Raw genomic sequence first — 13,391 nt, 5'->3', positions numbered from 1 at the left:
AATAATTCATTGCATTGTTACGCCTGTCGACCGAAATTCCGATTTCTATACAGAAACATCTCCTTCCCTTTTCTCCGAACGCACTATGGAATGAACCTTTGAGGTTACGGATACAGAAATTTAAATACAGCCTCACAAGCCTCCTCCTTCCTTCCGCCGTTTTTATCCGGTTTTGCATCTTTCGTTTTATTTTCTTACTTTTGTGTTTACAAATGTTTCTCATTTCAACTAAAAACGAACAAATATTATGTACAACAATACTTTTGGCAACATATTCCGCCTTACCAGCTTTGGAGAATCGCATGGGAAGGCAATAGGAGGAGTGATAGACGGTTTTCCTGCCGGAATATCCATTGATGAAGATTTCATCCAACATGAACTCGACCGCCGCCGCCCCGGACAGTCGGCGCTTACTACCGCACGCAAAGAGGCAGACAAGGTGGAGTTTCTGTCGGGTATCTACGAGGGGGTATCGACAGGATGCCCCATCGGATTCGTGATATGGAATACCAACCAACATTCCAACGATTATGACAACATGAAAGACGTATTCCGTCCCTCGCACGCCGATTATACTTATACGCAGAAATACGGTGTGCGCGACCATCGCGGAGGGGGACGCTCGTCGGCGCGGGAGACCATCGCGCGCGTTGTTGGCGGAGCTTTGGCGAAACTGGCGCTGAAGCAATTGGGCGTTACCGTAACCGCCTTTACCTCGCAAGTGGGAATTTATAAGCTGGATAAAGATTATACGCATTACGATTTGAGCGTGGCGGAAGAAAACCCGGTTCGTTGCCCCGACCCGGAGATGGCTAAACAGATGGGCGATTACATTTATAATATAAAAGGAGAAGGAGACACGGTAGGCGGAGTCATTTCGTGTGTGGTGAAAGGTTGCCCCATCGGACTGGGACAACCGGTATTCGGGAAACTGCACGCTGCGTTAGGCAACGCCATGCTCAGCATCAATGCAGCCAAAGGGTTCGAGTACGGACAGGGATTTGGCAGCATGAACCTGAAAGGAAGTCAGCAGAACGATTTATTTTATAATGACAACGGACATATCGCCCTGCGTACCAACCGTTCGGGGGGCATACAGGGAGGAATCAGCAACGGCGAGGACATTTATTTCCGAGTTGCGTTCAAGCCCGTGGCAACGGTGCTGATGGAGCAGCCTACGGTAGACGTGAACGGACGTGAAACCGTGCTTCAGGCACGCGGACGGCACGATGCATGTGTGCTTCCGAGAGCCGTACCCATCGTAGAAGCTATGACAGCCATGACGCTGTTAGACTATTACTTACTTGACCGCGCAAGCCGATTGTTTTAGCGCCTGCCGTTTAATTTTTTATTTCTGACTCAGAAGGGTTATTTCGTAAAGGGGATAACCCTCTGTATACTCATCCCAATATTGAGGATAAACCGCCCATACGATTCTTCCGCCCGAAACCTTCTTAACACGTGCCGTCGTAATCTCATCCGCTCCGTCGAGCCGAAGATAAACGTAAGAATGTTGCGACTTCTCGTCTGTCCACCAATTCCCGTCCGCCCGATAATCATCGCTTCCCGTCACGGTAAAACGTCCGTTATCAGCAAAATCAAGCATGTCTCCGGTATCGAAAGGCAAGTATGCCCAGCCGTCATGTCCGAGGTACTCAATGTCCTCCACCAGCCATTTTCCCGGCATGGTGCGCTCGCTGTTAATAAAAGGACTCTGCGTACAGGCAGCCATAGCCAGCACGACACATAATAACAGCACACCAATCCCTCCGTAGTTTTGTTTCTTCATAACGCATTCCACTTATAGTTCTTTCAAAGCCAAATATACGTATAAATACGCTACGAGCGAAAAAAAATTATTATCTTAGCGGATAAACAAATAAATATAACACTTATGGACATCAGACAATACATTCAAGAAAACGAACCGCGCTTCCTCGACGAACTGTTCAGCCTTATCCGCATACCCAGCATAAGCGCACTGCCCGAACATAAAGACGACATGCTGGCTTGTGCCGAACGGTGGCGGCAGTTACTTCTCGAAGCGGGTGCAGACGAGGCGATGATTATGCCCTCGGAGGGAAACCCGCTGGTGTATGCCGAAAAGCGTGTGTCGCCCGAAGCCCCCACCGTACTGGTTTATGCACATTACGACGTAATGCCTGCCGAGCCGCTGGAGCTTTGGAACAGCAAACCGTTTGAACCGGAAATCCGCGACGGGCGTATTTGGGCGCGCGGAGCCGACGATGATAAGGGGCAGGCGATGATTCAGGTAAAGGCTTTCGAATACATGGTGCGCGAAGGGCTGTTGCGCCACAATGTGAAATTCATCTTTGAGGGCGAAGAAGAAATTGGCTCACCCAGCCTCAACGCTTTTCTGAAAGCACATCAGGAGTTGCTGAAGGCTGACGTAATATTGGTTTCCGACACGAGTATGTTAGGTGCCGACCTGCCCTCGCTCACCACAGGGCTGCGCGGATTGGCGTATTGGGAAATTGAAGTGACCGGACCCAACCGCGACTTACACTCCGGACACTTCGGGGGAGCTGTGGCAAACCCCATCAATACGCTGTGTGAGATGTTGGCTAAGATTGTCGATGAAGACGGACGCATCGCCATCCCTCACTTTTACGATGACGTAGAGGATGTACCCGCCGCCGAACGCGAGATGATAGCCCGCATTCCGTTCGACGAAGAAAAATACAAAAAAGCAATCGGAGTCAAGGCTTTGAAAGGCGAAAAAGGATATTCTACGCTGGAACGGAACAGTTGCCGCCCTTCGTTCGACGTATGCGGCATCTGGGGCGGATACACGGGCGAAGGTTCAAAAACCGTATTGCCCTCGAAAGCGTATGCCAAAGTATCGAGCCGCCTCGTACCGCACCAAGACCACGAGAAGATTTCGCGCCTGTTTGTCGACTACATCCAATCCATTGTCCCGGAATACGTGGAAGTTAAAGTAACCCCGATGCACGGAGGAGAAGGCTATGTATGTCCCATCACCCTTCCTGCCTACCAAGCAGCCGAAAAAGGATTCACCAAAGCGTTCGGTCAGAAGCCGCTTGCTGTACGCCGTGGGGGAAGCATCCCCATTATCAGCGACTTTGAACGGATTTTGGGCATCAAGACCGTGCTGATGGGATTCGGACTGGAAAGTGATGCCATCCACTCGCCCAACGAAAACTTTTCGCTCGACATTTTCCGCAAAGGAATAGAGGCCGTGGTAGAGTTTCATAAGGCATTCGGAGCGTAAACATTAAAACCCCATAAAAAAAACGCCGTTATGTATCACCCGACATAACGGCGTTTTTTTACAAGCCTGTTTATACCTTTTTGCCTCACGAGAACGTAAAAAGAAATCCGCCGATGACACACCCCCAAACGCTACCGTTAGTGTTGGTCATTCCATGCGGTAGAGTTGACCAATTCTATTCGGAGAACCGACCGGTTCTACCGCAAAGGTTTTCCTGCCTTTCCGACAAATCGTAATACACTAATAATAAAGTATTTGCAAAACCCTGTTTTACAGACGAATCATCACTCGGCAGAATTTTTCTCCAGCCATTCCAAGCGTCGCTTGTCCGGCAGATGCTTTACTTGGAAGTGTTCGAACCGGACATTAAAACCTTCCCCATCGGGACATGCTCCCATTACTCCCACTTTTATCGGCGTATTATCCGGCATCCACGCATTCCGCATCATGGTGTAAGTTTTGTCATCGAACGAATAAAATATTTCTATGGCGTCCAACCGTCTTACGGCTTTAATCCAGACACAAGACACAGGCTCATCGAGCGCAATCACACTCCAATCGCTTGTGTGATGGGTAACCACGGTGCTCAAATTGAATTTCCCATCAACGTACTCAATGCCTGCCTTGATATAATTTTCGTGGTCAATACGGAGCATCATCCCCGCTTGGTCGAAACGCACACGATAATCTCCCGTAATTTTTACCTTAGCCTCGAACTCTCCTCCGTATTCGGCATAATAAAAAGGTGCGTCATCAACCGTAAACCCGTAATGGGAAATGCGCCAATAATCACTGTGCGGAGTAACAAACATCGAAAGCGAGTTATCTTTAATCTCCCATTGTTCGGGTTCGTTAAACCAATTCATCTTCTCTAATGTCTGTGCAGAAAGCGCCTGCACTCCACAAAAAGCCCAAAGAGCAAATATTAGTTTCTTCATGTTATTTTATTTAGTTTTACTTCATTACATTTGCAAAGATAATCCGCCTTTCACAAGCGGGCAATACTGATAAATAACCATTTCCATCTGCCTAACCACATGGATATACAGCAAACATTAAATAATAAACTGCTTAACCAAGAGTTTTCGACAACAGACAAGGACTGTGAAAGCATTTTAACCGCCCATAAAATGACGGCTCGCACCTACGCCCGCACAGAAAATGCCATCGCAGTGCTCAGCGACATGAAAGCCAATATCAGCTATCTGTATTATGGGGGCGTGGCTGAAACACTGGACATAGCTCCCAAGAATACGGAACAAACCATTTCATCGATTTGGGAGGAGAAAATATTTAAACAGATTCACCCGGAAGACCTCGTCGAAAAATATGCGCAAGAGCTAAGGTTCTTTCATTTCTTAAAGAAAATGCCTGTTGAGAAACGTACCGACTATTATATAGCGAACCGCATACGCATGAGGAATAAAGATGGGAAATACTTTCCGGTTATCCACCGTATGTTTTACATAGCCAGTGCACCTAACGGAAGTATCTGGTTGGCGCTGTGTCTTTATAATTTATCTGCCACCGGAGAAAAGGCAGACAGCCGGATGATTATCGACACTTCGAACGGAACAGGCATAGAACCCGACAGGCTGTCGGAACAGAACATACTGACCACACGAGAAAAAGAAATACTGTCATTCATCGGTGAAGGGAAAGCAAGCAAAGACATCGCCCGGCTGTTATGTATCAGCATTAACACCGTGAACCGTCACCGGCAAAACATTTTAGAGAAATTACATGCCGGCAACTCGATTCAGGCGTATCAAATAGCTAAGGAGTTAGGTCTACTCTGAAACTTCCAACTCAAGCAAAACAGGAAGATGGTCGCTGTAACCGCCGTGGTATTTCATCCCCTTATAAGTGCGAAAGGGAATGTCTCCCCCGTAACGGTCGTCTTCCTCCAAAAGAAACGGATAGCGCAAGATGCAGGCAGCTTTATACGACGTATGAATACGCGGATTGCCTTCAAGCAGATAACCGCTGACTATCATCTGGTCGAGCGTTCCCCACTCGCCCCGGTAACGGTAAGTACCATCAGGCTTTCCGTCCATTAAGTTATATAATGTACGTGCCTCTATTTCCCCTTCGGGTTTCACCGCACCTACCACTTCCGCTATCGAGCGATTGGAAGGATAATCATTGAAATCTCCCATGATAATAACATTCGGACTTTGGCGGACTGCCATAACCGAGTCTGCCGCACGGCGCAAGTATCCGGCGGTAAAAAGACGATAAGGTTCGGTTTCTTTCTCTCCCCCCGAACGCGAAGGCAAATGACATACAAAAACATCAAGCGTATCGCCTGAAACCACACGCCCTGTCACGTGAAGAATATCGCGTGTAGGCCGTCGGTCAATCACCTGATTAGGGATGCGGATGGTTTGTGTATGAATACAGCGAAACGTGGCAGGCTGATACAATAACACCACATCAATTCCCCGCTCATCGGGCGAATCGGTCATAGCATACTTATATCCTGCCTCGCGCAGAGGCGAGTGCGACACCAAGCCTTTCACACAATACTCATTCTCAACCTCACATAATCCGACGAGGTCGGGCACCTGTTCATCTCCTGCCGCCATCACCACTTGGGCGATATTTTTCAACTTTTCATTGTATCGCGTCTGATTCCATCCGCGCGGACTGTCGGGAAGAAACTCTTTATCCTGTTTTAAGGAGTCGTGTCGGCAGTCGAAAAGATTCTCTACATTATACTCCATTACACGGAACGTTTGCTGAGCCGCAGCCGGCAGTCTCATTCCGGCAACGGCTACCAACAAACATAAAAATACGACTGTCTTCCGGCTCATGCTTTTACTGGAATATGAGCTAACACATCAATCAAATGTTTCCAGAACTTGTCTACCGTAGGTATCAGCATACGTTCATCGGGTGAATGCACACCGCGCAGAGTAGGTCCGAAAGAAACCATATCGAGCGATGGATATTTTTCAAGGAACAATCCGCATTCCAATCCCGCATGAATTGCTTTTACCTTAGGCTCTACCCCAAACAGACTCTTGTAGCTTTCCGTTGCCACACGAAGTATCTCCGAAGACGGATTAGGCTTCCAACCCGGATAACCTTCGCCTGTTGCAGTAACAGCTCCCCCCAACTCAAAAGCGGAACGAACCATTTGAGACATATCTTCACGTGACGAATGAATGGAGCTTCGCTGACTGGTTACTATCACGATTTTTCCATCTTTCTGTTTAACCGAAGCCAGATTAGAAGACGTTTCAACCAGCCCTTCTATATCTTGACTCATGGCATACACCCCGTTATGAACAGCATAAATGGCATGGAGAAAACGCTTCATCGATTCTTTTTCCATCACTTCGGGCTGAGCTGCTTCCGATTCAAGCGTCATGGTTACGTTGGGCTCAGTTACTGAATATTCATTCTCTACGTCGGCAAGGAATACATTTAAATCGACACGTACAGCCTCTTTATTCTCCATCGGAACAGCACATACGGCATGGGCTTCGCGAGGAATGGCATTATGCAGATTACCGCCGTCAATAGAACACAAACGTAAATCGTAACGCTGCATCAAGCCCATCAGGTAACGGTTCAGTAACTTATTGGCATTGGCACGGCCTTTATTGATATCATCGCCTGAATGACCACCCGTCAGACCCTGTACACCTACACGGAAAAAGAAGAAACCTTCGGGGGAGGGAACCATCGTACATGGGAATTCAGCATCGGTACGTGCACCGCCGGCACAGCCGATGAACAGTTCTCCTTCGTCTTCCGAATCCAGATTGATAAGGATTTCTCCATCCATGAAACCGTCTTTCAATGCAAAAGCGCCGGTCAGCCCTGTCTCTTCATCTACCGTAAACAAGCATTCCAGCGGACCGTGCTGAATGTCCGTCGAAGCCAGCACAGCCAGTTCCGCAGCCACCCCGATGCCGTTATCAGCTCCTAAGGTTGTACCTTTCGCGCGAAGCCATTCGCCGTCGATATAAGTTTCAATCGGGTCTACATCAAAATCATGTTGCGTATCGTTGTTCTTTTCGCAAACCATGTCCATGTGTGACTGAAGAATTACTTTCTTACGGTTTTCCATACCCGCAGTTGCAGGCTTCTTTATCAAGACGTTTCCGGCTTCATCTACTTTATACTCCAGTCCGTGAGTCTCTGCAAAGTGCGTTAAATACTCCCGTATTTTCCCTTCTTTCTTTGAAGGACGAGGCACTTGACACACTTCTTCAAAATAATGAAACACACATGCTGGTTTTAAATCTTTCTTTTCCATAATAATTGTTCTATTCATCTGAATTAATAATCAATATTCCGCAAAAATAAGTTAAATACACAGGTTTATCTCGCTCAAAATCTTTTTTTTGGCATAAAAGCCACAGAGATTATGACAAAAACTATATATTTGCACCACAAAAATAAGAAGAAATGCTCAAGACTATCTTGATAACAATGTTAATAGTTGCTATTTGCATCGCACTATTATCGGTTAAAATACTTCTGAAAAAGAACGGACGTTTCCCTAACACGCATGTAAGCGGAAGCAAAGCGATGCGTGAACGAGGCATCGGATGCGTGCAGTCGCAAGACCGAGAAGCACGGAAAAATAATCCGAATGCCATACCGGAACGAAAATAAAAAGAGAATAATTAACTAAAAAAGAAATACGAATAACTATCATTATGAAAAGAGCAAAGTATATCCTGAAAGGATTTTGTGCTATGGCTATGGCGTTGCTGTTCGTTCAATGCAACAACAGTAACAATGCTACATCAGAAAAAACAGTTCCGGCTACCGTTAATCCGGGAACAATGAAAATAGCTTACGTGGAAATAGACTCGTTACTGACCAAATACCGCTACTGGAACGAACTGAACGAGCTGATGATTCAGAAAGAAGAAAATATCCGCACTACGCTGAACGAAAAAGCCAAAGAGCTAGATCAGGAAATGCGCGAATTTCAACGTAAATTAGAAAACAATGGTTTCGTTAGCCGCGAACGGGCTGAACAAGAAAATCTCCGCCTGTCACAAAAACAACGCGATTTGCAGCAACTTCAGGAAAAACTGGCTACTGACTTGCAAACTGAAAACCAGAAGAACAGCTTGCAGTTACGCGATTCGATCAATGCTTTCCTGCAAATCTACAACAAAGAAAAAGGTTACGACCTTATCATCAGCAATACGGGATTCGACAACTTGCTGTATGCTAACAAGGCATTTAACATTACGCAGGAAATCGTAGACGGACTGAACGCCCGCTACACGCCGCAAAATAAAAAATAAAACTTCATTACCCCTATAATACAACCAATTATTCAGGCGCGGATTACACGGGTTTCACGGTTCGAATAACGATATAAAGACCGTAATAATCTGTGTAAATCGTGCCTGATTTTTTATAATTTCACTCTTTCCACTCCGATTTGATTATGAAACGCTTTGTTTTCTTCTTATCCGTGCTGGCTCTAACGCTCGCTGGTAAACTCACTGCTTCAGGACAGACTCAAAAACAGACTTTCAACATCTGCGTTCTTAATACCGCAGGCGAGCCGCAAGTGGGAATGATTCTGAAGGTTAACGGATTCGGCAAAGAATACATAAGCGATGAACAGGGGGTGTTCAGCTTTGAGCAGGATATCAGCAAGAACTACGTGCGTACTGCTAATTTTTACTTCCCTACGGATAAGACCAAACCGGTCAAGTCGCTGCCGCTCGACGAGGCTGCCGCTGACACGCTGCTCTACATAGACCGCCCCGAAGACCTTGCCCGCTTCAAACAAAGCGGACGTACGTTTAGCGTACAGGGGAAACTGCTCAGCTACGGCAAGCCTGTTGCCGGAGCGGAAATCCAAATACAAGGAACTGGAAGAAAAGCCACCAGCAACCAGATGGGGGAATTTACCATTGACGCCGATTACAGTCACCTCATCGTGATTCGCGCCAACGGTATGGAGAACCGCTATCTGGAAATCCAGCCTTTTCTGACTCACACCGACGGACCTTACACCATTATGATGCGCCCGAAAGGTTCCGGAAGAATTTACTCGACAGTAGAACAAATGCCGGAATATCCGGGCGGGATGAAGGCGTTTTTCAACTACATAAACCGCAAACTCCGTCCCGCACAGCTTGCCGAAAAAACGGGTGTAGAAGGCGTAACGGTCATCCAGTTTGTGGTAGAAAAAGACGGAGAGGTAACTCTACCCAGCATTGTCCGTCCGCTGGATGCCCGGTTAGATACCGCCGCGCTTCAGGTTATCGAGACCATGCCGCGCTGGATAGCCGGCAAAGACAACGGTGTAAAGGTGCGGTGCAAATATTCCGTCCCCATCCGTTTCAAGAAACCTGCTCCGGCAGCTCCGCTTTCGCCGGAGGATTCTGTCCGCATGGTACTCCAAGCCCAGCGCGAAGACAGCATCAGCAAGTTGCCTCCACGTGCGGTGCGTACGCCTCTTGTTTCGAAATCGGAAATTCCGCTGCCCGAACTCAGTACGGCAGATTCCACACGCTTTAAAATTCCGGAACAGTATCTTGTCAAGTCCGATGCCTCCGTACGCCCCGAACCTAAAAAGCGTAATTTCATCGTACGCTTCTTCCGTTGGCTGTTCGGTAAAGGCAATGACTAATCTTATTTTATCACACTCCTTACGGCAATTCTTTTCTTACCGTAAGGAGTTTTTTTATCATCAAGCCCCGGTTTCATGACCCACACGGGTGAGTTATACAACCCTGTGTGGTGAGTTATATAACCCGGCAGGGTGAGTCGTACAACCCGCCAAGCCGGGTTATAAAAAACAAGCGGAAACACTTTCATGTTTATCCCCTTATCTTACCGTAACCTCCGTAAAAAACTTCAGAACAAAATTCCCTGATTATTTTAAGAATATATTCGCCCGATTCGTTACCTTTGCAAGCAACCTCAATAGCGAAACTAAAAACAAAAGATAATTATGAGAAAACTATTTGCTTTTATCTGTCTGCTGACCCTCGTACTCGGCGTGCAGGCTCAGAAAGTGACTTTACAGGATGTGGCGAACGGTACTTACCGTGCCCAAAGCATCCACGGGTTAAAGCCGATGTTAGACGGCGAACATTACACGCAAATCAGTCCCGACCATAAGCGCATCGTGAAATATTCTTTCAAGACGGGCGAAGAAGTAGGCACGGTGTTCGATGTTGCCACGGCGCGAAACCACACGCTCAAGTCGTTCGACGATTATATCCTGTCGCCCGACGAAAGCCTCATCCTGATTCAAACGGAAACGAAACCCATCTACCGCCGTTCGTTTACCGCCGTTTACTATATCTACAACGTAAAAAACCGCACGCTCGAACCGTTGTCGGAAGGCGGACCGCAGCAAGTTCCGTTGTTCTCGCCAGACAGCCATCAGATAGCTTTCGTGCGTAACAACAACATATTCCTTGTAAAACTGCTTTTCGGGAACAGCGAATCGCAGGTAACGAAAGACGGTGAATATAACAAGGTGCTGAACGGCATCCCCGACTGGGTTTACGAAGAAGAGTTCGGGTTTAACCGCGCGTTCGACTTCAGTGCCGACAGTCGCATGATAGCTTACATCCGCTTCGACGAAAGCCAAGTGCCGATGTTCTCTTTCCCCGAATACAAAGGTATGTTCCCCTCACGGGACGAATACGCAAGCTATCCCGGCGCCTATACTTATAAATATCCGAAAGCCGGAGAAACGAACTCGACAGTTAGCGTACATACATTTGATATCAAGAGCCGCGTAACCCGCAAAATGAATCTGGAGATGGATGCCGACGGATACATTCCCCGCATCAAGTTTACTTCCGACCCCGAAAAACTTGCCATCATGACGCTGAACCGCCACCAGAACCGTTTCAATGTGTATATGGCAAATCCGCGCAGCGCCCTCTGTAAAACCGTTATCCGCGACGAAGCCGAACAGTATATCAAAGAACAAGCCTACTCTGACATTGTTTTCTATCCCGAAAATATCGTGATGATGAGCGAACGCGACGGATATAACCACCTGTATCTGTACAGCATCGGCGGAAATCTGATAAAACAGATCACCAGCGGAAAGTTTGAAGTGAAGGAATTTTTGGGATGGGACCAGAAAACCAACGTGTTCTACTACACGAGCAACGAAGAAAGTCCGCTCCGCTCGGCTGTCTACAAAGTGGACGGCAAAGGAAAGAAGACCAAGCTGTCAACACGTGTAGGTACGAACAACGCGCTGTTCAGCAAGAACTTTGCTTATTACATCAATACGTACTCAAGCAAAGATACCCCTACCCTCATTACGCTGAACAACAATAAGGGTAAGGAAATGGCTACGCTGATGGACAACGCCGAACTGAAATCGAAGGTGGCGAACCTGAATATGCCGACCAAAGAATTTTTCACATTCAAGACTCCCGATGGCGTAGAACTGAACGGATGGATGATGAAGCCTGCCCACTTCGACCCGAACAAGAAATATCCGGTGATTATGCACCAATACAGCGGCCCCGGCTCACAGCAGGTACTCGACCGCTGGGGAATCGGCAGTTTCGGCGACGGAGGCATGTTTGAAGCCTACATGTGCGACAAAGGTTACATCATGGTATGTGTAGACGGACGCGGCACGGGAGGACGAGGTGCAGCATTCGAGAAATGTACTTACCTTTTCTTGGGCGTAAAAGAATCGAAAGACCAAGCTGCTGCGGCACATTACCTGAGTACGCTGCCTTACATAGACGGAACGCGCATCGGAATCTGGGGCTGGAGCTTCGGAGGATATAACACGCTGATGTCGATGAGCGAAGGTTCGGGAGCATTCAAGGCGGGAGTAGCCATTGCCGCTCCTACCGACTGGCGTTTCTACGACAGCGTTTATACGGAACGTTTCATGCGCACACCGAAAGAAAACGGTGAGGGGTACGATGCTGGTTCTCCCATCAAACAGGCTGCCAAGCTGCAAGGCAAGTTGCTGCTGATACACGGCACTGCCGATGATAACGTTCATTTCCAGAACTGCGCCGAATACAGCGAAGCTTTGGTTCAGGCGAACAAGCAGTTCGACATGCAGGTCTATACGAACCGCAATCACGGCATTTCGGGCGGAAACACACGTAACCACCTGATGAACCGTGTTGCCGATTTCTTTATCGAAAACCTTTGATTGGTGAAGAATTAATAATGAATGATTAATAACGTAGTAATACAGCCTCGTTGTTAATCATTCATTATTAATTATTAACTCATTATCCACATTTAACTCTTTTACATGGAACACGTTAAGAAACCCGACTGGCTGAAAATAAGCATCGGAACAAATGCACGCTATACCGAAACGAAACGCATTGTCGATACGCATAAACTACACACCATCTGCAGCAGCGGACGCTGCCCGAACCTCGGTGAATGCTGGGGAAAAGGTACGGCTACTTTCATGATAGGCGGAGCCATCTGCACCCGTTCTTGTAAATTTTGTAATACGCAGACAGGCAAACCCTTACCGCTCGACCCGGAAGAGCCGATGCGTGTAGCCGAATCCATCCGGCTGATGAAGCTGAACCATGCAGTCATCACCTCGGTAGACCGCGATGATTTGCCCGACTTGGGAGCATCTCATTGGGCAAAGACGCTCACCACCATCCGAAAAGTCAATCCCGACATTACGCTCGAAGCCCTTATCCCCGACTTTCAAGGCAGGCAAGAGTTGATAGCCCAAGTGACAGATACACGCCCCGAAATCCTCTCACACAACATGGAAACCGTACGCCGCCTTACTCCCTTAGTGCGCAGCGTAGCCCGTTACGACAACAGTCTGGCAGTTATCCGTCAGATTGCGGAAAGCGGAGTAACAGCCAAATCGGGCATCATGGTAGGACTGGGCGAAACGCCTGACGAGGTAGAAGAAACAATGGACGACCTGATAGCCAACGGATGTAAAATCCTGACCATCGGACAATACTTGCAACCCACCCGCAAGCATTATCCGGTACACGAGTACGTAACCCCCGAACAATTTGCACGTTATCGGGAAATCGGCGAGAAGAAAGGTTTTGCAAAAGTAGAAAGCGGTCCGCTGGTACGTTCGTCTTATCATGCAGAAAAACATCTGTTGAAGTAAACATTTTTGCCCGTGCGCTTGTTATCTATTTTCAAAAAG

General features: G+C 47.6%; 12 protein-coding genes. 8 read left to right on the top strand and 4 right to left on the bottom strand.

Going from position 1 to position 13,391, the window contains the following annotated elements:
* Nucleotides 1-247: 247 nt before the first annotated feature.
* The gene (aroC, locus tag H9626_RS09515) at nucleotides 248-1,330 is read left to right on the top strand and encodes a chorismate synthase (protein WP_178256080.1); all 1,083 of its coding nucleotides are present in this window, start codon (nucleotides 248-250) and stop codon (nucleotides 1,328-1,330) included.
* An 18-nt stretch (nucleotides 1,331-1,348) separates the two neighbouring features.
* Here the strand turns inward: aroC and H9626_RS09510 are convergent, their stop codons facing one another.
* Entirely contained in the window at nucleotides 1,349-1,789 is a 441-nt protein-coding gene (locus H9626_RS09510; RefSeq protein ID WP_191710356.1) for a hypothetical protein, read from the bottom strand.
* A gap of 105 nt (nucleotides 1,790-1,894) precedes the next feature.
* Between H9626_RS09510 and H9626_RS09505 the strand changes: the two genes are divergently transcribed.
* Nucleotides 1,895-3,253, top strand: coding sequence for a dipeptidase (locus tag H9626_RS09505; RefSeq protein WP_191710355.1), 1,359 nt, complete (start codon nucleotides 1,895-1,897; stop codon nucleotides 3,251-3,253).
* A gap of 284 nt (nucleotides 3,254-3,537) precedes the next feature.
* Here H9626_RS09505 and H9626_RS09500 read toward each other — a convergent pair whose 3' ends face one another.
* On the bottom strand, nucleotides 3,538-4,191 hold the full coding sequence (locus tag H9626_RS09500; protein WP_191710354.1) for a DUF1349 domain-containing protein: 654 nt from the start codon (nucleotides 4,189-4,191) through the stop codon (nucleotides 3,538-3,540).
* Between the two features lie 99 nt (nucleotides 4,192-4,290).
* Here H9626_RS09500 and H9626_RS09495 point away from each other — a divergent pair, with 99 nt between their 5' ends.
* Nucleotides 4,291-5,052 carry a response regulator transcription factor gene (locus H9626_RS09495; RefSeq protein WP_178256076.1) on the top strand — a complete coding sequence of 254 codons (762 nt, stop codon included), beginning with the start codon at nucleotides 4,291-4,293 and terminating at the stop codon, nucleotides 5,050-5,052.
* On the opposite strand, the gene H9626_RS09490 is transcribed toward H9626_RS09495, so the two are convergent.
* A complete protein-coding gene (locus tag H9626_RS09490; protein WP_438616944.1) occupies nucleotides 5,044-6,069 on the bottom strand; it encodes an endonuclease/exonuclease/phosphatase family protein in 1,026 nt (341 codons plus the stop codon). The genes H9626_RS09495 and H9626_RS09490 overlap by 9 nt on opposite strands.
* Nucleotides 6,066-7,523, bottom strand: a complete 1,458-nt coding sequence (locus H9626_RS09485) for an aminoacyl-histidine dipeptidase (protein ID WP_178256075.1) — start codon at nucleotides 7,521-7,523, stop codon at nucleotides 6,066-6,068. The genes H9626_RS09490 and H9626_RS09485 overlap by 4 nt, the downstream gene beginning before the upstream one ends.
* 152 nt (nucleotides 7,524-7,675) lie before the next feature.
* Here H9626_RS09485 and H9626_RS09480 point away from each other — a divergent pair, with 152 nt between their 5' ends.
* The 5 genes from H9626_RS09480 to lipA all read left to right on the top strand — a co-directional run bounded on the left by H9626_RS09480 (nucleotide 7,676) and on the right by lipA (nucleotide 13,352).
* Complete coding sequence (locus tag H9626_RS09480; RefSeq protein ID WP_178256074.1) at nucleotides 7,676-7,885, top strand: hypothetical protein; 210 nt, start codon at nucleotides 7,676-7,678, stop codon at nucleotides 7,883-7,885.
* Nucleotides 7,886-7,929: 44 nt separating this feature from the next.
* The gene (locus H9626_RS09475; protein WP_178256073.1) at nucleotides 7,930-8,532 is read left to right on the top strand and encodes an OmpH/Skp family outer membrane protein; all 603 of its coding nucleotides are present in this window, start codon (nucleotides 7,930-7,932) and stop codon (nucleotides 8,530-8,532) included.
* 146 nt (nucleotides 8,533-8,678) lie between these two features.
* Nucleotides 8,679-9,875, top strand: coding sequence for a TonB family protein (locus H9626_RS09470; protein ID WP_191710353.1), 1,197 nt, complete (start codon nucleotides 8,679-8,681; stop codon nucleotides 9,873-9,875).
* Nucleotides 9,876-10,199: 324 nt separating this feature from the next.
* Nucleotides 10,200-12,398 carry a S9 family peptidase gene (locus tag H9626_RS09465; protein WP_191710352.1) on the top strand — a complete coding sequence of 733 codons (2,199 nt, stop codon included), beginning with the start codon at nucleotides 10,200-10,202 and terminating at the stop codon, nucleotides 12,396-12,398.
* 105 nt (nucleotides 12,399-12,503) lie between these two features.
* Nucleotides 12,504-13,352, top strand: coding sequence for a lipoyl synthase (gene lipA, locus H9626_RS09460; protein WP_178256070.1), 849 nt, complete (start codon nucleotides 12,504-12,506; stop codon nucleotides 13,350-13,352).
* Nucleotides 13,353-13,391: the final 39 nt, after the last annotated feature.

Origin of the sequence: Phocaeicola faecium, from assembly GCF_014837055.1 — a bacterium.
Classification (GTDB): Bacteria; Bacteroidota; Bacteroidia; order Bacteroidales; family Bacteroidaceae; genus Phocaeicola; species Phocaeicola gallinarum.
The sequence above is the reverse complement of the archived record's forward strand: the minus strand, read 5'-3'. Positions and strand labels throughout refer to the sequence as shown.

What these genes read in the sequence shown, in the direction of transcription:
- aroC (WP_178256080.1), top strand. Translation starts at nt 248, where the DNA reads ATGTACAACAATACTTTTGGCAACATATTCCGCCTTACCAGCTTTGGA.
- H9626_RS09510 (WP_191710356.1), bottom strand. Translation starts at nt 1,789, where the DNA reads ATGAAGAAACAAAACTACGGAGGGATTGGTGTGCTGTTATTATGTGTC.
- H9626_RS09505 (WP_191710355.1), top strand. Translation starts at nt 1,895, where the DNA reads ATGGACATCAGACAATACATTCAAGAAAACGAACCGCGCTTCCTCGAC.
- H9626_RS09500 (WP_191710354.1), bottom strand. Translation starts at nt 4,191, where the DNA reads ATGAAGAAACTAATATTTGCTCTTTGGGCTTTTTGTGGAGTGCAGGCG.
- H9626_RS09495 (WP_178256076.1), top strand. Translation starts at nt 4,291, where the DNA reads ATGGATATACAGCAAACATTAAATAATAAACTGCTTAACCAAGAGTTT.
- H9626_RS09490 (WP_438616944.1), bottom strand. Translation starts at nt 6,069, where the DNA reads ATGAGCCGGAAGACAGTCGTATTTTTATGTTTGTTGGTAGCCGTTGCC.
- H9626_RS09485 (WP_178256075.1), bottom strand. Translation starts at nt 7,523, where the DNA reads ATGGAAAAGAAAGATTTAAAACCAGCATGTGTGTTTCATTATTTTGAA.
- H9626_RS09480 (WP_178256074.1), top strand. Translation starts at nt 7,676, where the DNA reads ATGCTCAAGACTATCTTGATAACAATGTTAATAGTTGCTATTTGCATC.
- H9626_RS09475 (WP_178256073.1), top strand. Translation starts at nt 7,930, where the DNA reads ATGAAAAGAGCAAAGTATATCCTGAAAGGATTTTGTGCTATGGCTATG.
- H9626_RS09470 (WP_191710353.1), top strand. Translation starts at nt 8,679, where the DNA reads ATGAAACGCTTTGTTTTCTTCTTATCCGTGCTGGCTCTAACGCTCGCT.
- H9626_RS09465 (WP_191710352.1), top strand. Translation starts at nt 10,200, where the DNA reads ATGAGAAAACTATTTGCTTTTATCTGTCTGCTGACCCTCGTACTCGGC.
- lipA (WP_178256070.1), top strand. Translation starts at nt 12,504, where the DNA reads ATGGAACACGTTAAGAAACCCGACTGGCTGAAAATAAGCATCGGAACA.